Here is a 23449-nt window from a genome sequence, read left to right on the forward strand (position 1 = left end):
CCTTCTCTCACAAGTAATGGCCGGCCGCAAATGCTGCCCGCCCGATTAATTGTACGGCGTTAAAGATATATCCCCATCACTGTAAATAAACACAACCCGCTCCGTAGCATCCTTAACAAATCGGGTATATCTGCTGATCATGATCTTTGAACCGCCATAAATGGTTTTGATAACCTCAACTCTCGCTCTACCTGTATCTTCTAACATTCTTTCTATCTCTAGCACTCGTTCTTTAATTCTTTTTTCTTCACGTTGATGGGATTGTTTAGTAGCATTTAATTTGACGCGAAGCGCCACTTTATCCGCAGGGAGCTGACCGTTAGTAGCCAATTGATTTAATAGATACAAAGCTTTAGAGGTTTTATCCTCGTTCTCCAGCAGCTGCCGCAACTCTTGACGAAGCTCGTTAATCTCATTTCTAAGCTCTGGAACCACGCCTACCTCAATCACAGTCGCAGTGGACATGGTGTTACCTATAGTTCGTGCTACAACTCTTTCTCCAGACTGAACGATTCCACCCACAATCAAACCTTTAGAGCCGTTACAGATAACATCTCTACCCGCACGTATATTGGAATGCATAATACTCTGAGAAACAATTACATCTTCCCCAGCGGTTACGTTTCCATCTTGAATAAAAGAAACCTTCACACTTTTCCCAGCAGTAACTTGGCCTTTGTTATATCCGATAATTCCACCAGTAATTTCAATGGAACCCCCAGAGATTAACTCTGCACCTTCAACGCCGCCTACAACCCGAATATCACCGGCAGACTTTACAGTGAAGCCTGAAAGGACATTCCCGCGTATGACGACTGTACCTACAAAATCAATATTTCCAGTGCTGTAATCCACATCACCATTCACTTCATATACAGGAAACACATTGATTTTCCCGTTATCAGTTAACGTTACCAGTCCATCAATCGCTGCATACATCGAAGTGCCGTCATTATCAATGAGTACATTTTTCCCGATTTTAAAATGAGCTTCCTTTCCAGCCTTGAAAGCAAGCTCATCACCAGTTACAGTCATCCCTAGCTTTCCAGGCTGGGCAGGGATAATTTTAGCTATTAACTTTCCTTTAAGCACATTACGAAGCCGGACCAAGTCCTTGTAGTCGACCTTACCATCCGCTTTCTCAAGCGGTTTGCGGTCCTCTTCCAGATCTACTGTAAGCATAACTCGTCCATCCGTGCCATGCACAGCAGGATAACCTGCAGCAATCGGAACTTTACTCCAAAAAAACTCCTCAGGATGACTACTAATACGTTCGACAACATCACTCTTGATACCGTAGCGAATATTGTGACTGTGCAGGAAGGCTTCCAGTTCTGTAGATGAGCAGGAAAAATTCTCATCCTTTTTGGAGAACTGCAAATACGCGATTCCTTTGTCCTCCGAAAAAGTTATACTCAAGTACTGATTCAAAGCATATTGACCGATCAAATTTTGCTCCCCCTTGTCACCGCTAACGGTTAATCGTTCTGCATAAGGAGATCACGGTTCTTCTCGAGCGTTCCCCTCAGCCGCAAAATAGCTTTGGAATGCAACTGCGAAATTCTTGAAGGAGATAACGACATGACCTCAGCAATCTCACTTAAAGATAAATCTTCATAATATAAAAGGGACACAACGGTCCTTTCTTTCACCGTTAATTTCTCAATACCTTTGGTGAGCGCTTCGCGCAAGTAGAATTCATTTACCTTGCTATCCGGATTCTTAGCTTTATCGTCCACCAGTATGGACATTCGGGTCTCTGATTCCTCTTCACGAATCGGGTCTTCCAGTGAGCAAAGTGACATCACAGCCACATCCTGCAACATATTTTGAAATTCCAGTTCACTAATATTAAGGTATTGGCTCATTTCCTCGTCACTAACTGACCTTAAGTGCTTCTGCTCCAGCTGCTGATAAGCGTCCTCGATTTTTTTAGCTTTTTCCCGAACGGATCTAGGTACCCAATCACTTTGGCGTAATGAATCTAATATCGCACCACGCACACGCCAGGACGCATAGGTCTGAAATTGCAATCCTCGTTTGTAGTCGAATTTCTCAATCGCATCAATTAGTCCCATAACCCCATTGCTGGCTAAATCATCTTTTGATACATTTTTTGGTAATCCCACAGCCAAACGACTGGATACATAATCAACAATATGGAGATAACTCTCTATCAGCTTCTTTTTGGCTTCAGGGTCTCTGTGTTCTTTCCACTGTTCCCATAGCTCGTCAGTTTCCAATTGAGAAGCTTTACGCTCGTTCAATAGCTTTCACCCTTCCCAAAGTTTAGTCAGCGAGCATTCGCGGCGAAATGTACCTTCCAATAAGATCACCGATTCCGCCTCAGCCCTCACTTATTCTTCTTTCAGGTGACGAACGGCCTTGGCCAATTCTTCAGGATCCTTCATCGAAACTAGCTTAGGAGGTGTAAGAGGCTTAAATCCCTCGCTATTTTCGTTTCCTTGTCCTGGCTTCGGTTTTAGTAGATTGATTAATTCTTCATCCTCATTAGGGGTGCTGATGTCCAGCTTCGCCCCAAGTTCTTCACCGCCAGTGTCCACTTCATCCGGAGGCGATGTTTGAATCATAATAAAACCCAATACCCATCTTAAGAGAAAAGCAAGCAGAAACCAGATGATAAATGCAATTAGGCTTCTTAATAAACTAGTACCCAATACATTGTTACTGTAGGTTACAAAAAAGGTAAATATGAAACCTACCAAACCCGACACCAAGTTTATCAAAATGTTTCCAATCATATTCATAATTATAGTTCCTTAGCGCCTTTTTGCACACTGCGAATAAACAATATACCAGTGTTGCAGGCTATTTCTATCGTACGGCCATAATTGCCGCCTGTGTCTTCTGCGATTAACGGAATTTTTAAATTTTCAAGTGCTAGTTTACAAGATTCAACATTACGAGGCCCGATCCTCATGGTGTCGCTCCCCCCGGCAAAGGCAAACATTTGTGAACCTCCGGCCATCTTGGCTACGATCCGGCTCCGAACCGCCCCAAGCTCTAGCAGACGGGATAAGAGCTCCGGCACTGCGGTATCTGCAAACTTAGCGATGTTTAACTGCCCTTCCCTAGCAATCTCAGATGATGGGAGCATCACATGCGCCATCCCTGCGAGCTTTTTTCCAGGGTCAAACAATGTTAATCCCACGCAGGAGCCAAGACCTGTGGTACGAATTAAACTATCTTGGCTGCCAACGTTAAGATCCGCCATCCCTACTTTAATAATGCTTTGTTCTTCAATCATTTTCAAAAGGAACTCCTAGCGATTTGAAGATTTTCGGGAATGATTCCGGATCGGGAATAAGGAAAAATTGCCCTTCAATTTCGTTTTTCCCCTCAAAGAAGGTAGTGTCGATCAACAATGCATCGTCCCCCATCTGCCCGAATTGCAGCAGACCGTAGCTAAGGATGGCGCCAGCCATGTCCATAGCAAGGGCCGGAACCGTTGGATACATAGAAAGTGAGGTGAAGTCTGCTAGAGAAGAAAGATACGAACCTGCCAAAATATTGCCAATTTCGCTTAGCGCAGAAAGTTCCATTTCTCCAAGCTCTTCATCACTCGACAGCTCAATGCCTGCAATACGACTAAGCAAGTTCATTGCCGCTTCTGGTGACAGAATGAAAAACAGGTTACCTGGAGCTTCACCCTCCACACGTAGAAACACCGCATATACTAGTTCTTCGGCTCCGCCAACTTTATCAGTAATTTCTTCAAAGTTAAGGAGCTGTACCTTAGGAACAGCCATATCTATCGGCTTGTTCAAGAGCTGTGATAATGCGGTGGCTGCATTTCCAGCTCCAATGTTCCCAACTTCCTTAAGCACATCCATTTTGAAATCCTTATAGTGCTTAAATAATTCCACAGGTTAGCCCTCTAGGCTTTCTAATTGAACGATTTCGCTTTTGTTAAGCACTTCTGACAAGTTGAGCATAATCAGTAAGCGCTCGTCTCCAATCTTGGCCACCCCATCCAAATACTTCGCCTTGATGCCGCCAACAACATCAGGAGGTGTATCAATAGAATCTCTGTTCAGATCTATAACATCATTTGCAGAGTCTACAATGAAGCCTACTTCCATTTCATTAACAGATACGATGATGATTCTTGTCTGATCGGTGTGTTCAGCCTCTTCGATGCCGAAACGGCCCCGTAAATCAATTACAGGAATAACAACACCACGTAAATTAATTACACCTTTGATAAATGAATAGGTCTTAGGTACACGAGTAATGGGCATCATGCGCTCAATAGTTTGTACCTTCTCAACTTCAATTCCATATTCCTCTACGCCTAATTTGAACACTATCACTTTAATATCTTCAGCCATGGAATGAACCTCCCTGTTCTATCCTAGTTATTTAATAAAAGCGTTGGGATCAATAATAAGTGCTACTTGACCATCACCAAGAATGGTTGCGCCAGATATTCCTTGTACATCAGGCAAATATTTACCCAGATTCTTAATCACAATCTCGTTCTGGCCAATAAAATCCTGTACCGCTAAGGCAACTAGCCTTTCTCCCTTACGCACAACCACGATCTCTGTTTCTTCTTCAGTACTCTCATCATAATCAGGCACCGAGAAGAGGCGGCTAAGAGAAACCAGTGGAATATGCGAATCACGGAATTCCACCATTTTATTGCCATGAATTGTACGGATCTGGGATTGCTTCACAATTCCGGTTTCCACTATGGAGGTCAAAGGAATGGCATACTTCTCAGAGCCTAAACGGATAAGCATTGCAGCAATGATAGATAGAGTAAGAGGCAGCTGCACTGAGAAATTAGTTCCTTTACCTGGAGACGAATAAATCGTTACATTGCCGCCTAAAGAAGATATCTTAGATTTCACTACATCCAGCCCTACCCCGCGGCCTGAAACATCAGAAATGACCTCTGCTGTACTGAAACCTGGTGCAAACAACAACTGAAAAGCTTCATCATCCGACATACTGGCTGCCTGCTCTTGTGTTATAACACCCTTCTTCACAGCAGATTTCAGAACCTTCTCTGGATAAATCCCTGTTCCATCTTCCTCGATCTCAATAAAGACGTGATTACCACTGTGGAAAGCCCGCAAATAGACCGTTCCGGTCTCCGACTTACCAGCAGCAACACGATCTGCAATAGATTCGATACCATGGTCAACTGCATTACGCAATAAATGCACCAGCGGATCACCGATTTCATCAATGACCGTACGGTCTAGCTCAGTTTCTGCTCCGGTGATGATAAGATCTACTTTTTTGTCTAGTGACTTGGCTAGATCACGAATCATACGTGGGAATCGGTTAAATACTGTATCTACTGGAACCATCCGCAGCTTCATTACAATATTCTGGAGATCTCCACTTACCCGGCCCATATGCTCAACCGTTTCCGTGAGATCACCGTTTTGAACCTCAGAAGCCAGCTGTTCCAAACGAACACGGTCGATAAGAAGTTCACTGAATAAATTCATCAACACGTCCAAACGTTCAATATCTACACGAATGGTACGTGACGGTGCCCCACCTGTTTTGTGAGTTGCAGGTTTGTTACCCTCTTCTTTGGTTGGCAGTGGTTTAGCGGCAGAAGCGGCAGGTACAGCTGCTGCTGGCGCCTCAGTAGTCGTGGCTGCCACTTCAGAGGCTGCTGCTGCTTCCTGACCCAGCTGTTGCAGAGAATCTTGATCCAATGCTACTGCCGATACCTTGTCAATCTCAGACAGATTTAGAATCATAGCCTGAATTTGATCAGCACTTTTTTGAGTTATGTAATAGAGAGAGAAGCTTTGATCAAATTTCTCTTGTTCAATATCCTGAACGGATGGGAAGGATTTAACCACTTCACCTGAACGCTCCAAAAGATCAAACACCATATATGCACGTACTGCCTTAAGCTGACAATCCTTGCGAATGGTTACGTCCACATATAATACTTGATGTCCTTCTTGAATCGACTGTTCTAGAACAGAAAATTGAAACTCATCTAAATGAATCGGGGTTTCAACCGCTTGTGCAGCAGGTCCTGAGACAGAAGCTGCCTCACCACCCGCAACAGGAATCTCTCCCCGGACTATAGCCTGTAAGGAGGAGACGATAGACGAAACATCCGCTTTACCCTCGCCTCCTCCCGTAATATCCTCAACCATAGACTCCAAGGCATCCAAACTTTTGAACAACGTATCAAAAATGAAATCCTGCATGCGCAGTTTGTTGTTGCGTACCAAATCAAGAACATTTTCCATTTGGTGTGTGAGTGAAGCCAAATCTTCAAAGCCCATAGTTGCTGCCATACCTTTTAAGGTATGTGCAGAGCGGAATATTACCTGCACAATACTAATGTCCTCAGGATTCGCTTCCAGCCCCATCATGCTCTCGTTCAATGACTGCAGATGATCGTTCGACTCATCAATAAACATGGATAAATATTGGTTCATGTCCATCAGTGAGCACCTCCCCTTTGAGTTCGCTTTTCTGTTATTTAACAGCTTGCACCAGCCTTGGAGCAATTTCTTGCAAAGGCAGTACGTGCTGGACGCACTGTAATTCCACCGCAGATCGCGGCATTCCATATACGACACAAGTTTCTTCGCTTTCAGCAAAGGTTGAGGTTACCCCAGAGTCGTATAAGGACTTCATCATTCTTGCCCCGTCACTACCCATCCCTGTCATTAGTAACAGATGACGTTCTAACGATGTGAGCGGCAGCAATGATTCAAATAAAACATCCACAGAAGGTCGATGGCCATTACGCGCCTCTTCCTTTGTGAGTACAACCGCATATTGCCCTCTAGAGGATGGGACAACTTGTAAATGATAGCCTCCAGGTGCTATATAAGCAGCTCCTTTTTGCAATATCATCCCCTGCTCAGCTTCAAGCACTTCTAACGGGCTGAAGGTATTCAGTCGCTGAGCTAGTGATTTGGTAAAGTTAGGCGGCATATGCTGCACGATAACAATAGGCGCTGGAAAATCCTCAGGAATCTTCTCCAGAAATACCTTTAAAGCACGTGGTCCACCTGTAGAGCACCCCACAGCAACCAACTTTTGTAGATCATTACTCCCATACTTCCGGACCTGAGGATTTGCAGGAGCGTCAGAAGACACTTCCACTTTAGGTTTAGGCAACGGTTTTAGTGGGGTAGCGTTATTCTCTACTCTTGACCTTGCATTACTCTTTTCTGATAAAGGTGGTGGAGTAGAGATTAATGGTTTGGCTGCTCTTTTAGGAACAGTATGATCTAACGGCTGCTTCACCCGCGGTTTTTTGGTCACTTCATTTTTGAGTGAAGCTTTAGGTTCTACCTTGGGTTTGCCGGGCATCACTCTCGGTACAGTTGGCGGTACGACTTCTACTGGCGGTATGTCTGGCAACTTAAATGCAGAAGCACGTGCTTCTCGCTGCTCCCGGGCCATCATAGCCTCTTTCATTTGTTCCCTTAAGGATTCTCCCACTCCCATGATATCCTGAGAGTTGGTAATCGAAGGTTTACGAATAAAATCAAAAGCGCCCCATTCCAGTGCAAGAATGGTTTCCTTCATACCCTCTTCATTGATCCCTGACAGCATAATCACTGGCAGAGGGTCTGAGGCCATTATTATTTTCAGCGCTTCCAGGCCGTTCATTTCTGGCATTTCTACATCCATAGTAACCAGATCTGGACGAAGCTCATTGATTTTTTCGATAGCCTCACGACCGTTTTTTGCTGTTGCCGTCACCTGAAAGTCAGCGTCATTTTCAATTAAATCGGAAATGATCTTGCGCATAAATGCCGAATCATCAACAACCAATACTTTATATGGCTTCATATCATTTCCACCTCTGTCCCAAATTCAGAACAACTATTTACTCCGCTTTAACCATTTATGGATAAAGCCTTTAATCCCTTGGACTTTTGTGGTCTTTTTAGAATCAATGGTCAAATAACTTAGGGCAAGCCGATGTATATCTTTTGCAGCAATACTGTTTGGAAAAGCCAATGTGAATGGCGTTTGCCTTTTGACAGCTTGCACTACATGGGCATCTGAGCTTATATGACCAAGATAAGAAATATCTAATTGCAAAAAACGACTGGCGGCCATTCGGATCTTATCGCTTGTCGCTATGGCTTCCCTTTCATCACCTGCCTGGTTCACAATCAATTTAAAGGAAGTCTCAGGATAGGAACGATTCACAACCTTCATTAATGCGTATGCATCTGTGATAGCTGTTGGTTCTGGTGTAGTAACCACTAGGCAATCGTCGGCAGAAGTTATAAACTTCATCGTTTCCTTAGATAATCCAGCACCAGTATCGAACAAAATATAATCCATGCTGTCCGCGATAAGTGTTATCTGATTTGTGAAATAATCAAGATCAGACTCTGAAAGCGTGAATAGCTCATCCATTCCAGAGCCACCTGCTATAAAAGGGAGCGAATTCGGACCGTATTGAATAATCTGCTCGATATCCGCTTCTCTTTTTAACAAATGATAAAGATTATATCTCGCCGATACGCCCATCAACACATCTATATTAGCCATGCCGATATCTGCATCGAACAGCAAAACCCGTTTGCCCATAGCCTTTAAAGTTAGAGCGAAGTTAAGTGTAAAATTCGACTTACCAACGCCCCCTTTACCACTACACACCGTAATGATCCTGGCGGATGATCCCCCTCTTACAGCTACTTTAGAATCCTGACTGGATACAAGCTGTCTTAAGGATTGTGCCTGATCCATCATGTTTCACCTGTTCCAAGAAGCAACTCACTCAGCTGTCCTTTGGTAGCCATAAGCAGGTCATCAGGAACATTTTGACCATCGGTCATATAAGACAAGGTAAGCGGGAAGTCATTCAGGACATTAAAGAGCGGGCCGTAACTCCCCGTCTCATCCAGCTTTGTGAAAATAACCTTATCCAGCCTATATCTGCCGAAATGCTCTGCAATAAGTTTCATATCACGGCTTTTCGAGGTCAGGCTAAGCACAAGATAGGTTTCACTTCTCAATTCCTTCGCAAGCAAGCTTTGCAGTTCTGCTACTAGCATATCATTGCGATAATTTCGGCCAGCTGTATCCATTAATACTAGATCACAACTCTCCAAGCGAAAGAGTGCTCTTTGCAAATCTCCTGGCGATTGGACAACCTCCAGTGGAACATTGAGGATAGCAGCGTAGGTTCGCAACTGTTCAACAGCTGAGATCCTATACGTATCGGAGGTGATAAAACCTACCTTGCGTCCGTGCTTAAATAGCTGTTCTGCCGCAAGCTTAGCTATGGTTGTGGTCTTTCCAACTCCAGTGGGTCCTGCAATATATACAATTTGAGTATCCCGGGCAATTCCATCAGCAATTCGTCCCGTCAGGAAACCATCAATCTGTTCTTTAAGAGATCCCATAAATTTCTCTGGTCCCCAAGTACGCCCTTCATCCACCCAACGTTCCGAGATGTTACTGATCCATTCCTCAACAAGCACAGCATCCATTTCTTGCTCTAATAAAAGATCCCGTAGCTCCTGCAGACTGTCTGGCAGTTCTCTTCCACCTGAGGATTGTCTGGCAATTCGCTCCATCCAGAGCTTCATATCTCTAATCTCACGAAGAACATCATTTTCGAGAGCAGTGGCAACCTCTGGCGATTGTTCTAATCCTAATGATTCATACAACGCTGATATAGAAGGTGCATCTTCCAGATTTAATTCAGGAAGTTTTTGCTCAGGTTCTGGCTCCGGATGCTTGGCTATCGATTCTTGTACATTGATAGCTTCCGATAAGGCTGCAGCAATCTCTGCAAACGTCCGTGACTCTTCTGGCTTTTCTAATGAAACAGAAGGTACGGAAGGTATAGAAGGTGTTGAAGGTGTAGTGGAAGCAGATGAAGCTTTTTGATAAGCCTGTGGTACTGCACTCCGTGGAATGTTCATCGCTGGCGCAGCCGGCTTTTTTGGAACATTATTCTTCTCTGCCTTTTCTACTGCTGCTACAACTTCTATTTTTTTCTTCTTAAATAACCCTAAAAATCCGCCGATTTTGATTTCCTTTGTACTTAAAATGACGGCCTCGCTCCCAAGCTCGTTGCGAATGGAAAGCATGGCGTCAGGCATCGAATCGACCACGTAACGCTTCACTCTCATAAATTCACCACTCCGACGCTTTGTATTTCAATGTTAGGCTCTAGCTCGCTATAAGACAGTACAGGAATATCCTGCATCGTTCGTTCAATCACCTGCCGCAAATACATACGAATGGTTGGTGATGTGAGCACTATTGGCTGTTGCCCTGTCTGCAGCAATCGATTAATCTGTTCACTTAACCGCTGATAGATCGTTTGTGTCGAAGTTGGATCTAGTGCCAAATAACTTCCCTGTTCAGATTGCTGCACACTCTCGGAAATTTTCTTTTCAAGATTAGGCCCCACCGTGATGACTTTCAGCGTCTCTCCTACTTGTGAGAATTGCTGGGTAATCTGTCTGGACAAGGACTGACGAACATATTCAGTGAGAATATCAGGATCCTTGGTGTATGTCCCATAATCCGCCAATGTCTCAAAAATCGTAACCAAATCTCTGATCGATATTTTTTCACGAAGCAGCTTAGCAAGAACCTTCTGCACATCCCCAATCGCCAATACGGAAGGAATAAGATCGTCGACGAGCACTGGATAATTATCCCTAAGGTTGTCCACCAGCATCTTAGTTTCTTGTCTTCCTATCAGCTCATGTCCATGACGTTTGATTAACTCCGTCAGATGTGTTGCGACAACAGATGGAGGGTCTACTACAGTATAGCCGGACAATTCAGCCCGCTCTTTAACCGATTCATCAATCCATAATGCTGGAAGCCCAAAGGATGGTTCGATGGTCTCAATACCGTTTATAGATTCATCATCATATCCTGGACTCATTGCAAGGTAATGATTAAGTAATAATTCACCACCGCCAACTGTATTTCCTTTAATTTTTATGACATATTCATTCGGTTTTAGTTGAATATTGTCGCGAATGCGAATAACAGGTACTACAAGACCCATTTCTAGGGCACATTGCCGTCGAATCATGATGATACGATCTAGCAGATCGCCTCCCTGACCTGTATCCGCCAAAGGAATAAGACCATAACCAAACTCGAATTCAATGGGATCAACTGACAGCAAATTAATGACACTTTCCGGACTTCGTACCTCTTCAATCTGCTTCTCTTCAACAAGTTGCTCTTCGGCAATCTGTTTCTTATTTAAATTTTGTCCCATACGGTAGGCTGCAAAAGCCAGCAATCCGGCCAATGGGAGCGTTGTAATCATATGTATGGGTGTAAAGAGTCCAAGAAAAGCTACCGTAACTGCGACAATATACAACAATTTCGGATAGGACAACAACTGTCCTGTCAGCTCTTCTGCAAGATTACCTTCCGAAGAAGCTCTAGTAACAATCAAGCCGGCTGCTGTCGAAATAAGCAAAGCTGGAATTTGACTGACAAGACCGTCCCCGATGGTCAATACAGAATAAGTGGATAACGCAGTAGCAAAGTCCATCCCGTGAACCATCATACCGATAATAAATCCACCGATGAGATTGATCAGCAAGATGATAATACTCGCAATCGCGTCTCCTTTAACGAATTTACTTGCACCGTCCATGGCTCCGAAAAAATCCGCTTCGCGTTCTACGTTACGCCGGCGCTCACGTGCCTGGGTTTCGTTAATCATGCCTGCGTTAAGATCGGCATCAATACTCATTTGTTTACCGGGCATCGCATCCAAGGTAAATCTAGCGCCTACCTCAGCTACGCGCTCTGAACCTTTGGTAATAACAATAAACTGTACTACTACCAAAATCAGAAACACGATAAATCCAACCGCAATCTGTCCGCCAGCGATCCAGCTACCGAAAGTAGATACCACTGAACCGGCATCTCCGTAAGTCAGGATCAGTTTTGTAGTCGAGATGTTAAGTGACAGACGAAAAAGTGTGGTTACTAGGAGCAGTGAAGGAAAAATTGAAAATTCGAGTGCATTTTTCGTATTCATAGCAACCAGAATGATAATTAATGCGATTGAGATGTTAATAACAAGCAAAACGTCCAATAGCCAGGACGGGATAGGCAGAATCATCATAAGCACGATCCCGATGATGCCTAGCAAAACTGTTAAATCTTTAGCTTTCAATGTCCTAACCCCCCCGCCTTATCTCCTCTTACCTTTAAGCTTATATACATATGCCAGCACTTCAGCCACAGCCTGGAACAGATCATTTGGAACGACATCTCCAATCTCTGCCCTTTGGAATAATGCCCGTGCCAGCGGTTTGTTTTCCATAGTCACGACGCCGTGCTCTTTAGCCAGCTCCCGGATGCGAAGTGCTACATAATCCTGACCCTTTGCTATAATCTGCGGCGCTTCCATCTTGGTACCGTCATATTTAAGCGCAACAGCAAAGTGCGTAGGATTCGTAATGATTACATCCGCATTTGGAACTTCCTGCATCATACGCTGCATGGCCATTCTACGTTGGCGTTCCCTGATCTTACCTTTGATTAGAGGGTCACCCTCCATTTTTTTGTATTCATCCTTGATATCCTGCTTGGACATTTTCAGGCTTTTTTCATGCTCGTACTTCTGATACATGTAGTCCAGAAAAGCCATAGCCAATAGGGCAGCCCCGATTTTCAAACCAAGACTCATCGTCAGCTTGGCCGCAAATTTAAAAATCCCCTCCGCACTGATATGCGACAGGGATGCAAAGTTCTTCTTTTCTCCCCATAAAGTGCTATATACCAGATAAGCAATAATTAGAAGCTTAAATATGGATTTCAGGAACTCGACAAACGAACGCATGGAGAAAATATTTTTGAACCCTTTTATCGGATTAAGCTTGCTGAATTTAGGGGTGATCCCCTCTCCCGTGGTCATAAAGCCCACCTGCGCCAGATTGCTTACCAGCGCCATAACAAAAACTATTCCAAGTAATGGAGCTAGCAAAATCAGTATTTGTAGTCCATATTGATTAAATAGCAGCGTTATATTCTCAGGAGTAACCTCCAGTGTCATTTGATTCTGAAATACATCCATATATAGCTTCATGAAGCGTTCTTTCATAAAACCACCAAACATCATCAAGCTAACTACTGCTGATAACAATACAACTGCACCGGATAGCTCAGCACTTTTGGCTACTTGACCCTTTTTACGAGCATCTTGCCGTTTCTTCGGGGTTGCTTTTTCCGTCTTTTCACCGGCGAATTGTTGAAGATCCAGTCTATACCGCTTCGTCTTAGGCATAATACGCTCCCCTTACGGTCACCTACGGACTCTTCCCCATGAGATTCAATAAATTCTCCATGGATTCGAACATGATATCGAAGAGATTCTGAAACAGCACAGCCAGACCAGGCATCAGCACTAAAAGCAGTGCAAGACCTATAATGATTTTGAGCGGAACCCCAATAACAAATACATTATATTGCGGAGCCGTTCTCGCCAAGAAAGCAAGGCCAACATCAGTCAGAAACAGCGCAGTTACTAAAGGAGCCGACATTTGAAAAGCGAGTACAAAGGACTGAGCAAATGTTCGAACCAGAAACTCTGATAAACTACCGTCAATCATGCCTAGAAATAAATCGTTATTCATAGGAACCCATTTATAACTGTACACAATAGCATCTAGCAGATGGTGATGACCATTCATGCTCAGAAACATTAGCAGGGCTATCATATATTTGAAATTACCAAGAATTGGTGCAGACGTTCCAGTCATAGGATCGATAACATTAGCAATACCGAAGCCAATCTGAATATCAATAAATGAACCTGCTGTCTGAATCGCCATAAACATCAAATATCCAACGAAACCTAGCAATAATCCTATTAATACCTCTCTGGCAATCAGCAAAATATAACTGAAATCCTGCGGGATCGTAAGCCCTGTTCCGTTAGCACTAAAGACAACCAATGCTACAAAAAAAGAAATGCCAATCTTAAAGGTTGTCGGGACTCCTTGTGAAGAAAATACAGGAACGACAACAAAAAAAGCGGTTATTCGACAAAAAATAAGCAAAAAGACGGGTAAACTTTGCAGTATGGTCTCCATGTTCATTGATTAACCAATATACATATAGAGATTACCCAAAATTTGGCTTGTAAAGTCAATCAGCTTCGTGATGATCCACGGACCAAATAGCAATAAAGCCAATAGCACTGCGACGATTTTGGGAACAAACGCTAGCGTCTGTTCCTGAATCTGTGTCGTAGCCTGAAAAATACTGATTATTAGCCCTACCACCAGACCAAGAATCAGCATGGGTGCGCTGACTTCCAGCACTAAATATACGGCTTGGCTTGCTAGCCCGATTATAAACTCCGTACTCATCCCTCATGCCTCCTCTTTAGGTCAGGTGTTAAAACTAAGAAGTAGTGATTTAATGACTAAGTACCAGCCGTCTACCAGTACGAAGAGCATTATTTTAAAAGGTAATGAAATCATAACCGGGGGAAGCATCATCATCCCCATGGCCATCAGTGTGCTCGCCACAACAATATCAATAATCAGGAATGGTATGAAAATTAAGAAGCCCATTGTAAAAGCCTTTTTCAATTCGCCAATTGCAAAAGCTGGCACCATCACCGTCAGTGGAATATCACTGTATGTAGCCGGTTTAGTAGATCCGGTATAACCGGTGTATTTCATAAATAACAGAAGATCTTTGGTGTTCGTCTGTTTAAACATAAATTCTTTCATCGGATCAGCAGCTTTATCAAAAGCCTCAGTTTGTGTGATTGTCCCCTTCATATACGGCTGCAACGCATTTTCATTCACTGTGGCCAGCGTTGGTGACATAATGAACAGGGTCAGAAACAGAGCAAGTCCTACCAGCACCTGGTTTGGAGGCATAGCCTGAGTACCCAGCGAGGTTCTCACAAAGCCTAATACGATTACAATTCTAGTAAAGCTAGTCATAAGAACCAGAAACGCCGGAGCAATACTCAGAACCGTTACAAGAAGAAGAATTGATATGGAACTGGTACCACTGCTTGAACCTTCATTACCGACCTGAATATTAACATTAGGTATAGGATCAGCATGTATCGGCGTCATCATAACCACACTGATAATACCGAACAGCAGAATAGCAAGAATTAGCTTCTTTTTCATATATTCCTCGACTCATCCTTAGTAACATCATCCCGAAGCAGCTCTTCCATTTTCTCTTTACGCTCTGGTGCAGAACGAAGCTTGGATTGCAGAGTCTCGTAAAAAGATGATGTTTCACTAAGTTCAATTTCCTGAGATGGAACCTCCCCACGCAGCTTTACCTTTACCTTGGCAATAAGCGGTGCGAGGAAATTATTCTGGTTAGAGGACTGATCCTCAAATGCCGCAATGATCAATGCTACCTCATCCGGATCGGTGACTTTATCCAAAATGGATATATTTTCACCAATCCCGATTAAGTAAAGACTGCTTCCCAGTTCGATAACCTGCATCGACTTATTAGGTCCAAGCCCTATTGCACCAAGCGTTCTTATAGAACGGTTGCTCATAAAGGTCTGATTACGTCGTCCAAGAAAACGAATCAGTACCACTATAAGTACAATGATTATCGCCAGGACAATAATAACTTTAAACAAATTCAGCAGGGTGTTACTGCTTCCGAGCGTTTCGGAATATAACATGACTTTATCCTACACGCCCAACGTTTTGTTAATAGCTTCGATAACCCGGTCAGCTTGGAAAGGCTTCACTATAAAGTCTTTAGCTCCTGCTTGGATTGCATCGATAACCATAGCCTGCTGGCCCATGGCTGAACACATAATAACCTTTGCAGCCGGATCTACTTTTTTGATTTCTTTCAGGGCGGCGATTCCGTCCATCTCAGGCATAGTAATATCCATCGTGATGAGGTCCGGACGCAGTTCCTTGAATTTTTCTATCGCTTGAGAACCGTCCTGAGCTTCGCCCACTACTTCAAATCCGTTTTTCGACAAAATGTCACGGATCATCATTCTCATAAATGCTGCATCGTCCACGATTAGAATTCGGTTAGCCATTTTTACAAAATCCTCCCTAAGTATGCTTATTGTAATTTCTGAATTCGGTCCCACTGGCTGACGATATCCGTAACGCGTACGCCAAAGTTTTCGTCGATAACAACGACTTCACCTTTGGCAATAAGCTTGTTGTTAACCAAAATATCTACAGGCTCACCTGCGAGCTTGTCCAGCTCAATAATTGAGCCTTGTGACATTTCTAAAATATCTTTGATCTGCTTCTGGGTCCTTCCTAATTCTACGGTTACTCTAAGCGGTATGTCCATCAATAAATTTAAATTATTTTCATCAATATGACCAAAGGCCCCACCATTCAGATTTGCAAATTGCACAGGCTGTACATTTACATTGCGATTTGCCTCAGAATTAAGCGGTGGTGTCTGTCCATATGGCATCCCTTGCGGTGGCATACCGTATGGTGGCATCCCAGGCATTCCGTACGCTGGCATACCCGCTGGAGGATAATAATACCCGCCTTCTGGCATCCCTGGATACGCTGGCATACCCTGCGGTGGATATGGTGGTTGCGTTCCTCCTGCGGGCTGTGAGGGCGCCTGTTGCACCGGAGGTGCTGGAGGTGGTGTCTCCGCAGAATTAGTCATAGCAGGTGTTTCAGCCATTGTGACCGCTGCCTCCTCCTCTGCCGGACTAACATCACCAAGTAGCATGGATACCATATCTTTTGCGAACTGAACAGGCAAGAGCTGCATAATAGTAGAATCTATCAAATCACCAATTTTAAGCCGGAACGAAATACGAATTAGGGTTTCATCGTCTGGCAGACTGCCTACTCCTTCTCCGCTGGACATATTCAAAATGTCGATACCCGGAGGCGAGATATTAACAAAACGATTAAAAATCGTAGACATCGATGTAGCAGAAGAACCCATCATTTGATTCATAGCTTCTTGCACAGCGCTAATATGAATTTCATTCAACTCTTCATCCTTAGGTTCGCCGGCACCGCCAAGCATCAGATCGGCAATGACCTGTGCATCCCTAATCTTAATAACAAGTGAGTTAATCCCTTGAAACCCATCCACATATTGAACGTGAACAGCTACATGCGGTTTAGGAAAAGCAATTTCAAACTCCCCGCGTGTAATGATCGAAACTTGAGGGGTTGTAATATCTACTTTTTTCCCTAGTAAAGTGGAAAGTGCTGTTGCTGCACTGCCAAACGTTATATTACCAATTTCGCCCAAAGCATCCTGTTCAAACGGTGTTAGATAGTCATCTACCGTTTTCTCCGTAGGAGCTAATGAGCCCTCCGCAGATTGTCTCAGAAGGGCGTCGATTTCTTCTTGGGATAAATAATCTTTACTCGTCAAATTCTTCAACTCCTTCATTGACAATTTCGTCTATTTGCACGGCTACCCGATCTTTAACCATTCCGGGACTTCCGATGAACTTAAGCTTCTCCCCTACCTTAATTGACAGTCCAGAATCTACGTTTCTGTTGAGAGAAATCACGTCACCGACACTAAGCCCTAGGAATTCAGATATGGATAAGCTCGATTCTCCAAGTTCAGCAACAATCGGCAGCTTCGCTTTATGAACTCTAGCTCTAATGGCCAGTAGCTCATCTTCATCCCGCGTCTTCTTCTCTGTCACAAACCATTGGTGAACAGAAAGTCTGGACATGATAGGCTCTAGAACGACATGCGGTATACAAAGATTGATCATGCCTGTTGTATCTCCAATTTTGGTACTTAGAGAGATTAATGCAATGGTCTCATTGGGCGATACAATCTGCATGAACTGCGGGTTCGTCTCAAGAGCTTCCATCCGCGGATGAATATCCAGCACCGTTTTCCAAGCCTCCTGCAGACTCTCAAAACATCTACTAAAGATACGCTCCATAATCGTTGTTTCGATCTCAGTTAGAGCATTAATCTTAGAAGGTGCAGTTCCAAAGCCCCCAAGCAACCTGTCCAGCATAGCAAAAGCAATGTTTGGATGAACTTCCATTACCATGCGGCCCTCTAAAGGTTCAGCTTCAAAAATGTTCAATATCGTCATTTTCGGTATGGAGCGAATAAATTCATCATAAGGGAGCTGCTCTACTTGAACGACATTAATCTGAACGAAGGTGCGCAATTGGGCTGAAAAATACGTTGTAAGATAACGGGCGAAATTGTCATGTATCCGTGTAAGACTGCGGATATGATCTTTGGAAAAGCGGACAGCCCGTTTAAAGTCATAAGAGCGGATTTTCTTCTGAGTTTCTTCCTTTTTAAGTTCATCGGCGTCCATCTCACCTGAAGAAAGTGCAGCAAGCAGAGCATCAATTTCGTTTTGTGATAGTACATCAACCAATTCAATCACCCCCCTATCAAAGAATTATCAGGAATAAAGCTACACAGAAGCCAAAAGGAATTTGGTGATTTCGATCTGAGTAATTTGGCCCTCAGTCAATGTCTTATTGATCAGATTAATAAGCTTACTGCTAAGCTGATCTTTTCCATTCGCTCCATTAAGGTCCTCAGGTTTGGTATCTGCAAGCGTCTTGATAATTATTGGTTTGATTTTGATCTCTTTTATTTTTTCGAATTCTTCCTTTGATTTCGCAGAACTCAGTTGGAAGGCGAAATCTACTTGAAGGATAAAATCGGGATCAGCAAGATTTGTTTTGATATCAATGATCTCTGCCGTCAATTCGACGATTTCATCTGCAGTTAAATGTTTTGTTTCCACATTTTGAACAGCAGCACTTACCTCGTTCGTATCTTTCGGAAAGATCCTGTCCAATAGTAAAAATGCGGCGACCACGATCAGAGTAATCGCTAGTAATATCGTGATGAGCCACGGCATCATCTTTTTCATGTTAGCTCCTCCATTGACTGGATTTTAATGGTGGCAGCATATGTGCCTATGTCCCTGTTATAATCCCGGATCTTCGTAATAACCTCATCGGCTTTTTCGAGAACGATCAGTCTTTTTCCGGTTACGAGCGTAATGTATGTATCCGGGCTTTCTTCTACCATTTCGACCAGTAGGGCATTGATCCACATCGGTGTTCCATTTAATCTTGTTACCGATATCATAACAGGCCTCCTAACAAAATAGGGGGAGGAGTAACTCCCCCACGACTCCGCATGAACCATTTAAGAAAATATAGAATTTATTGATTAAATTAACGCTTCAGGTTTACTACTTCCTGCAGCACTTCATCAGAAGTTGTGATGATACGGGAATTCGCCTGGAATCCACGCTGTGATACGATCATTTCTGTAAATTCATTGGTAAGATCCACATTGGACATTTCCAGCTGTCCAGAGATGATTGCCCCGGTGCCATCTTCTGTATTGTTCGCTGTAGTCGGAACTAGTTCGCCTTCTGCATTCGCATTAAGTGTCATACGATACAGATTGCCTCCGATTTTCTCCAGACCAGATGGGTTAGTAACCTTGGCTACACCAATCTTCACCCCAGCTCCAGTCGTTCCATCTTCCATGGTCTGAACAATTGTTCCATCATTAGAGATAGAAAACGCCGTTACATCGTCACCTAATTGAATGATCCCACCGTCGGAATCTAAAACATGAAGTCCGTCAGCGGTAACAAGATTACGCGCAGCGTCAATGTGGAAATCTCCGGCGCGGGTCAAAAATGCAGTATCTTGATCCTCAGTAAGCTTAACCAGAAAAAAACCATCTCCATCGATACGTAAATCTGTTGGGTTGTTGGTGGTTTGAGCACTACCAGCCAAATGTAGGGTATCTATAGAAGCAATACTAACACCTAGTCCAACTTGTTTCGCATTTACCCCACCTTGACCATCCTCACCCGGTGCAGTAACACCAGAAACGGTTTGGCTCATAATATCCTTGAACATAACACGTCCGGATTTAAACCCGATAGTGTTGACGTTAGCAATATTATTACCGATTACATCAAGCTTAGTTTGAAAGCCTCTCATTCCTGAAACCCCTGAATACATTGATCTTAACATGTTTAATGTCCTCCCAGATTATAGAGTCCTAATAACTTTCCAAGTGAATTGGGACCGCGTCAGTCGGTCAGCGGCCGCCTCGGCTTTCCGTTAGGACCAGCCTATTATGAAATCACTATTGCACTATCGATTTGTGTAAATACATTATCTTTGATCGAGTTACCATCCATAGCAGTAACTACTGTGCGATTAGGAACGCTAACGATAAACGCCAAATCCTTCATTAATATCAAGGATTCTTTACTTCCTTTAGCAGCAGCTTTGTCCACAGCAGATGAAATTTGATCCAGCTGACCGCTACCAAGCTCTATCCCTCTTTGTTCTAGGCGCTTAGCAGCATGATTGCTGAATTTTAATAGTTTCTGTTGCAGCAAACTCTCAAAAGAAGCTTCCCCCGCCACAGACTGCTTAGGCAGCGAAGATCGTTGTAACGTTGTAGAATGCAGGGACGCAGGATACAGCTGGCCTATAGTAAGCCTGTCACTCATATGCTCGCCCCGCTTCCTCCGCTATTCTCCGGAGTATTACTATCTGTACCAGAACCGCTTTCTGGCGTTGCTGCGGCATTCTGAATTTGTGTAATATCGGTTAAAGCAATTCTGTCTTTTCCCACAACCGCATATTGAATACCATTGCTAACAACGATAGATTCAACATTACCTGTCTTAGGCAGCTTTGTGGCGGTGTCTGTCCAAGTAATATCTTTACCAATCAACCCGGATACAGATCCAAGGGACTGATTCATAGCATTAAGCTGAGTAGAGATATTCATCAATTGCTCCACGGATGTAAACTGGGCCATTTGCGCAATAAATTCTTTATCTTCCATCGGTTGCATCGGATCTTGATTTTGCAGCTGAGTAATCAAAATCTTCAAAAACTGATCCTTACCTAAAGTAGAATTACCCGTTGTCCGTGCACTAGAGTCGGGAGTTGTATAATTCCACTGATCTTTAGTAGAGACCGGAACTGTTGTCGCCATAACCACTCACCTCTCTTTCGTTTGTTATTAGAGTTAAGCCTTAGCAGAAAAAGATCCACCTTGGGACTGATCTTCTTGTCCCGCATTTGAAACCCAGTCCTTCCATTCACCATTCAGCTCTGCGGCAAGAACGGCATCACTGGCTTCCTCTCTGCTTTCTTTGGAACGTCTACCCTGCTGTCCACTTCCGGAATTAGGTTGGCGTCCTTCCTGCCCCCATTGCGAATTAAGTGGGGTATTATTTTGCGTAACTTCCAGCTTCTCCACTTGAAGACCCTGAGATTGCAATGCAGCGCGAAGCTGGTTCATTTGTTGCTCCAGCATATCTTTAGCACCGGTATGTTCAGTCATGAACTGGGCAACTAAATGACCATTTTGCATTGTGATCTTAACATCAACTTGTCCGAGATTTTCTGGAAAAAGGGATATAGTCGCTTCAGCGATCCCACCTTTTTGCACAATCTCTAATTTGCCTGTAATGAAACCTGTCATTTCTTGAGCAAATTGCTGAACCGGAACAGGCGCAGCTGGCACTTCAGCCTTCAGCGGTGCTGTAATTCCTCCGCGCAGAGATAACTGACCCGCAGTAACAACCTCATGATCCCCTTCGTTAGCTGTAATTCCTAGCGTGGAATCTAGAGTGGATTCTGTTGACTTCGTTTCCCCGGTTACACCTGTCTTGATTAACGGCGTGTTCGCAGTCTCTGCTTCAGCTTCTTGCACAGTTCCTGAGGTCACTGGCGAGCTGGCAACCGTATCATTTTTCACTACAACAGCTTCTCCGGAACGATTGCTCACATTCTGAAGTGTTTTATCCGTTGGATTATTTTTGCTTTCAGTGATAGCAGGCTGTTCTACGGAAGAAACAGAAGCAGCATTCACATTGCTTGTCTTTCCCTTCCCTTTATTAGTGTTAGAGGAGGACTCTTCTAAAAGCGCTGTGAAATTATTCAATAAACTGATTCCCTTAGCTGCTACTTCCTCATTGCCACTCACTGCAGCTTCCTGAATCATAGAAACTAAACTTTGCAGGTCGTCTTGAACTGCAAATCTCAATGTATCAGCATTCTGTGCCAATGGGGACAAGCTTCCAGCCACTTCTGCTTCCGTTGTAGCAGTGCCATCTTCTGCGGCATGGCTTCCAGATAAAAGTGCAGATACCTGAAGAATCCAAGCCTGTAAGGCTACCAACAGAGCAGGATCACTACTGATACTTTCATCCAGCTTCTCAACATCAGCAGCAAGTTTTTCAAGGAGATCACCCTTCTGAGTGTCTTGCCCTGCTTGCTCTTCTCCAGTCGGCTGCACTTCCTTTAACAGGCCTTGCAGCAAAGAAGCTAGATTTCCCAATAGGGGTTCAGCTGGAGTCGACGAGGTGTTGGCATTGCCTCCCATGGTTTGTACCAGGGTTTGAGCAAATGGTGCAGCTGTCGTTGTTGTGCCCGTTGTAGTCGATGTACTCCCATTTACTGCAGTTGTGTTTGCACTCACAAGCGATTGAACGACTAAACTCATTTATTTTTCACCTCCTTTCCCTATCTATTTAGCACCCATCAGACGATTAACAATTTTCGCAGTTTGCGCGCTATCATTTTTAGTCATTTCTCCCAAAATAGATGAACGAACACTATCACTTACGGTATTCATAATCGTCACAACCTTATCAGGGCTAATCTTGTACATTTCTCCTAGTAACGATGCTGCATTAGCAGGAGTCATTGAACTGAAGGTCTGATTCAACTTTTCCTTATCCAAATTCGTACTGGTTGTCGCAGTTGCTGTTGTACCGGCGTCTTTCTTCAATCTAGATTGAAGAGCTGCAATCGCCATGTCACTCGAAGATGTAGTTTCTTTTAACTTTATAGTTACATCTGCAGCTTTTTGCGGATCCATTTTTTCCAAAATCGCAGTTTTACTCGCTTTACTCATGACACTGAAGATCTGCACCATTTCTTCTGTAGTTAAATTCTCCATGATCGGTGCAGCCTTTGAAGCTTTCATGCCCGCATACAGCTTAGCCAAATCAGAAACCTGTTTCTGATAAGGATCCTCAGCTTCTTCTGTGCTTGCCTCTGCGGTTTCAGCTTCCTTCTTCATTCCTTCAATCTGTGACTCTAGCGCCTGAACCTTGGTATCCTGGGCAGTTTTTTCATCTGTAACCTTCTTCAGGTTTTCTTCCTGCTGGGCGAGCTGAGCTTTAAGCTCCTTAATCGTTGTCGCTGAGCTCACTTCCTGCTTTTTGCTTTCTTCCTTCGGTTTAGAAGGATCTGCAGGCGGATCAGGAACCCATTTTTCCAGGATAGGAATTTTATTCGCAACTTCAAGTACATTATTACGAATGTCCATATTAAAAAGCGTCAACAGTACTCCAAGCAGTACTAGCGTGAATATAATCGGTATCATTAAGAATAAGAACCGCTCAAATTTCCCCGCTGACCCTTCATTTTCAAGTTCCATATCATTATCAATATTAGCCACT

At 43.7% G+C, this 23449-nt stretch carries 26 protein-coding genes; all 26 read right to left on the bottom strand.

What is annotated here, in order from left to right; all coding sequences use genetic code 11:
* Positions 1–45 precede the first annotated feature (45 nt).
* Positions 46–1449, bottom strand: coding sequence for a flagellar assembly protein A (locus tag PODO_RS17880; RefSeq protein ID WP_038571946.1), 1404 nt, complete (start codon positions 1447–1449; stop codon positions 46–48).
* A 29-nt stretch (positions 1450–1478) separates the two neighbouring features.
* Entirely contained in the window at positions 1479–2267 is a 789-nt protein-coding gene (locus tag PODO_RS17885) for a FliA/WhiG family RNA polymerase sigma factor (protein ID WP_036688498.1), read from the bottom strand.
* Positions 2268–2357: 90 nt separating this feature from the next.
* Complete coding sequence (locus tag PODO_RS17890) at positions 2358–2768, bottom strand: hypothetical protein (protein ID WP_370510564.1); 411 nt, start codon at positions 2766–2768, stop codon at positions 2358–2360.
* A gap of 2 nt (positions 2769–2770) precedes the next feature.
* Positions 2771–3268: a chemotaxis protein CheD gene (locus tag PODO_RS17895; RefSeq protein WP_036688499.1), complete on the bottom strand. Its 498-nt coding sequence runs from the start codon at positions 3266–3268 to the stop codon at positions 2771–2773.
* Entirely contained in the window at positions 3261–3854 is a 594-nt protein-coding gene (locus PODO_RS17900; protein ID WP_370510568.1) for a chemotaxis protein CheC, read from the bottom strand. The genes PODO_RS17895 and PODO_RS17900 overlap by 8 nt, the downstream gene beginning before the upstream one ends.
* Positions 3855–3890: 36 nt before the next feature.
* Positions 3891–4352, bottom strand: a complete 462-nt coding sequence (locus tag PODO_RS17905) for a chemotaxis protein CheW (protein ID WP_036688501.1) — start codon at positions 4350–4352, stop codon at positions 3891–3893.
* A 27-nt stretch (positions 4353–4379) separates the two neighbouring features.
* A complete protein-coding gene (locus tag PODO_RS17910; protein WP_038571949.1) occupies positions 4380–6452 on the bottom strand; it encodes a chemotaxis protein CheA in 2073 nt (690 codons plus the stop codon).
* A gap of 34 nt (positions 6453–6486) precedes the next feature.
* Positions 6487–7818 carry a protein-glutamate methylesterase/protein-glutamine glutaminase gene (locus PODO_RS17915; RefSeq protein WP_038571952.1) on the bottom strand — a complete coding sequence of 444 codons (1332 nt, stop codon included), beginning with the start codon at positions 7816–7818 and terminating at the stop codon, positions 6487–6489.
* A 33-nt stretch (positions 7819–7851) separates the two neighbouring features.
* Complete coding sequence (locus tag PODO_RS17920; protein ID WP_038571955.1) at positions 7852–8733, bottom strand: MinD/ParA family protein; 882 nt, start codon at positions 8731–8733, stop codon at positions 7852–7854.
* On the bottom strand, positions 8730–10124 hold the full coding sequence (gene flhF, locus PODO_RS17925; protein WP_038571958.1) for a flagellar biosynthesis GTPase FlhF: 1395 nt from the start codon (positions 10122–10124) through the stop codon (positions 8730–8732). Before flhF ends, PODO_RS17920 begins: the two co-directional genes overlap by 4 nt.
* Positions 10121–12154 carry a flagellar biosynthesis protein FlhA gene (gene flhA, locus PODO_RS17930; protein ID WP_036688509.1) on the bottom strand — a complete coding sequence of 678 codons (2034 nt, stop codon included), beginning with the start codon at positions 12152–12154 and terminating at the stop codon, positions 10121–10123. The genes flhF and flhA overlap by 4 nt, the downstream gene beginning before the upstream one ends.
* Before the next feature lie 18 nt (positions 12155–12172).
* Complete coding sequence (gene flhB / locus PODO_RS17935; protein ID WP_036688512.1) at positions 12173–13267, bottom strand: flagellar biosynthesis protein FlhB; 1095 nt, start codon at positions 13265–13267, stop codon at positions 12173–12175.
* A gap of 22 nt (positions 13268–13289) precedes the next feature.
* The gene (gene fliR, locus PODO_RS17940; protein WP_036688514.1) at positions 13290–14075 is read right to left on the bottom strand and encodes a flagellar biosynthetic protein FliR; all 786 of its coding nucleotides are present in this window, start codon (positions 14073–14075) and stop codon (positions 13290–13292) included.
* A 9-nt stretch (positions 14076–14084) separates the two neighbouring features.
* The gene (fliQ, locus tag PODO_RS17945; RefSeq protein WP_036688516.1) at positions 14085–14354 is read right to left on the bottom strand and encodes a flagellar biosynthesis protein FliQ; all 270 of its coding nucleotides are present in this window, start codon (positions 14352–14354) and stop codon (positions 14085–14087) included.
* A 21-nt stretch (positions 14355–14375) separates the two neighbouring features.
* The gene (fliP, locus tag PODO_RS17950) at positions 14376–15137 is read right to left on the bottom strand and encodes a flagellar type III secretion system pore protein FliP (RefSeq protein WP_036688518.1); all 762 of its coding nucleotides are present in this window, start codon (positions 15135–15137) and stop codon (positions 14376–14378) included.
* Positions 15134–15658, bottom strand: coding sequence for a flagellar biosynthetic protein FliO (locus tag PODO_RS17955; protein ID WP_036688521.1), 525 nt, complete (start codon positions 15656–15658; stop codon positions 15134–15136). The genes fliP and PODO_RS17955 overlap by 4 nt, the downstream gene beginning before the upstream one ends.
* 9 nt (positions 15659–15667) lie before the next feature.
* Positions 15668–16033: a response regulator gene (locus tag PODO_RS17960; RefSeq protein WP_036688523.1), complete on the bottom strand. Its 366-nt coding sequence runs from the start codon at positions 16031–16033 to the stop codon at positions 15668–15670.
* Between the two features lie 26 nt (positions 16034–16059).
* A complete protein-coding gene (fliY, locus tag PODO_RS17965; RefSeq protein ID WP_036688526.1) occupies positions 16060–17364 on the bottom strand; it encodes a flagellar motor switch phosphatase FliY in 1305 nt (434 codons plus the stop codon).
* Positions 17354–18352 (bottom strand): flagellar motor switch protein FliM, encoded by a 999-nt coding sequence (gene fliM / locus PODO_RS17970; RefSeq protein ID WP_036688529.1) that lies wholly within the window; start codon positions 18350–18352, stop codon positions 17354–17356. The genes fliY and fliM overlap by 11 nt, the downstream gene beginning before the upstream one ends.
* Before the next feature lie 39 nt (positions 18353–18391).
* Positions 18392–18859 (bottom strand): flagellar basal body-associated FliL family protein, encoded by a 468-nt coding sequence (locus tag PODO_RS17975; protein WP_036688532.1) that lies wholly within the window; start codon positions 18857–18859, stop codon positions 18392–18394.
* On the bottom strand, positions 18856–19080 hold the full coding sequence (locus PODO_RS17980) for a flagellar FlbD family protein (RefSeq protein WP_036688535.1): 225 nt from the start codon (positions 19078–19080) through the stop codon (positions 18856–18858). Before PODO_RS17980 ends, PODO_RS17975 begins: the two co-directional genes overlap by 4 nt.
* Positions 19081–19169: 89 nt before the next feature.
* Entirely contained in the window at positions 19170–19988 is an 819-nt protein-coding gene (gene flgG / locus PODO_RS17985) for a flagellar basal body rod protein FlgG (RefSeq protein WP_036688538.1), read from the bottom strand.
* 104 nt (positions 19989–20092) lie between these two features.
* Positions 20093–20476 carry a TIGR02530 family flagellar biosynthesis protein gene (locus PODO_RS17990; RefSeq protein ID WP_036688541.1) on the bottom strand — a complete coding sequence of 128 codons (384 nt, stop codon included), beginning with the start codon at positions 20474–20476 and terminating at the stop codon, positions 20093–20095.
* On the bottom strand, positions 20473–20970 hold the full coding sequence (locus tag PODO_RS17995; RefSeq protein WP_036688543.1) for a flagellar hook capping FlgD N-terminal domain-containing protein: 498 nt from the start codon (positions 20968–20970) through the stop codon (positions 20473–20475). Before PODO_RS17995 ends, PODO_RS17990 begins: the two co-directional genes overlap by 4 nt.
* A 33-nt stretch (positions 20971–21003) precedes the next feature.
* Positions 21004–22485, bottom strand: a complete 1482-nt coding sequence (locus PODO_RS30100) for a flagellar hook-length control protein FliK (RefSeq protein WP_052097111.1) — start codon at positions 22483–22485, stop codon at positions 21004–21006.
* Between the two features lie 24 nt (positions 22486–22509).
* On the bottom strand, positions 22510–23427 hold the full coding sequence (locus tag PODO_RS18005) for a MotE family protein (protein WP_036689098.1): 918 nt from the start codon (positions 23425–23427) through the stop codon (positions 22510–22512).
* Positions 23428–23449 lie beyond the last annotated feature (22 nt).

The organism is Paenibacillus odorifer (assembly GCF_000758725.1).
Taxonomy (GTDB): Bacteria; Bacillota; Bacilli; order Paenibacillales; family Paenibacillaceae; genus Paenibacillus_AQ; species Paenibacillus_AQ odorifer.

What these genes read in the sequence shown, in the direction of transcription:
- PODO_RS17890 (WP_370510564.1), bottom strand. Translation starts at nt 2,768, where the DNA reads ATGAATATGATTGGAAACATTTTGATAAACTTGGTGTCGGGTTTGGTA.
- PODO_RS17895 (WP_036688499.1), bottom strand. Translation starts at nt 3,268, where the DNA reads ATGATTGAAGAACAAAGCATTATTAAAGTAGGGATGGCGGATCTTAAC.
- PODO_RS17900 (WP_370510568.1), bottom strand. Translation starts at nt 3,854, where the DNA reads ATGGATGTGCTTAAGGAAGTTGGGAACATTGGAGCTGGAAATGCAGCC.
- PODO_RS17905 (WP_036688501.1), bottom strand. Translation starts at nt 4,352, where the DNA reads ATGGCTGAAGATATTAAAGTGATAGTGTTCAAATTAGGCGTAGAGGAA.
- PODO_RS17910 (WP_038571949.1), bottom strand. Translation starts at nt 6,452, where the DNA reads ATGGACATGAACCAATATTTATCCATGTTTATTGATGAGTCGAACGAT.
- PODO_RS17915 (WP_038571952.1), bottom strand. Translation starts at nt 7,818, where the DNA reads ATGAAGCCATATAAAGTATTGGTTGTTGATGATTCGGCATTTATGCGC.
- PODO_RS17920 (WP_038571955.1), bottom strand. Translation starts at nt 8,733, where the DNA reads ATGATGGATCAGGCACAATCCTTAAGACAGCTTGTATCCAGTCAGGAT.
- flhF (WP_038571958.1), bottom strand. Translation starts at nt 10,124, where the DNA reads ATGAGAGTGAAGCGTTACGTGGTCGATTCGATGCCTGACGCCATGCTT.
- flhB (WP_036688512.1), bottom strand. Translation starts at nt 13,267, where the DNA reads ATGCCTAAGACGAAGCGGTATAGACTGGATCTTCAACAATTCGCCGGT.
- fliR (WP_036688514.1), bottom strand. Translation starts at nt 14,075, where the DNA reads ATGGAGACCATACTGCAAAGTTTACCCGTCTTTTTGCTTATTTTTTGT.
- fliQ (WP_036688516.1), bottom strand. Translation starts at nt 14,354, where the DNA reads ATGAGTACGGAGTTTATAATCGGGCTAGCAAGCCAAGCCGTATATTTA.
- fliP (WP_036688518.1), bottom strand. Translation starts at nt 15,137, where the DNA reads ATGAAAAAGAAGCTAATTCTTGCTATTCTGCTGTTCGGTATTATCAGT.
- PODO_RS17955 (WP_036688521.1), bottom strand. Translation starts at nt 15,658, where the DNA reads ATGTTATATTCCGAAACGCTCGGAAGCAGTAACACCCTGCTGAATTTG.
- PODO_RS17960 (WP_036688523.1), bottom strand. Translation starts at nt 16,033, where the DNA reads ATGGCTAACCGAATTCTAATCGTGGACGATGCAGCATTTATGAGAATG.
- PODO_RS17975 (WP_036688532.1), bottom strand. Translation starts at nt 18,859, where the DNA reads ATGAAAAAGATGATGCCGTGGCTCATCACGATATTACTAGCGATTACT.
- PODO_RS17980 (WP_036688535.1), bottom strand. Translation starts at nt 19,080, where the DNA reads ATGATATCGGTAACAAGATTAAATGGAACACCGATGTGGATCAATGCC.
- flgG (WP_036688538.1), bottom strand. Translation starts at nt 19,988, where the DNA reads ATGTTAAGATCAATGTATTCAGGGGTTTCAGGAATGAGAGGCTTTCAA.
- PODO_RS17990 (WP_036688541.1), bottom strand. Translation starts at nt 20,476, where the DNA reads ATGAGTGACAGGCTTACTATAGGCCAGCTGTATCCTGCGTCCCTGCAT.
- PODO_RS17995 (WP_036688543.1), bottom strand. Translation starts at nt 20,970, where the DNA reads ATGGCGACAACAGTTCCGGTCTCTACTAAAGATCAGTGGAATTATACA.
- PODO_RS30100 (WP_052097111.1), bottom strand. Translation starts at nt 22,485, where the DNA reads ATGAGTTTAGTCGTTCAATCGCTTGTGAGTGCAAACACAACTGCAGTA.
- PODO_RS18005 (WP_036689098.1), bottom strand. Translation starts at nt 23,427, where the DNA reads ATGGAACTTGAAAATGAAGGGTCAGCGGGGAAATTTGAGCGGTTCTTA.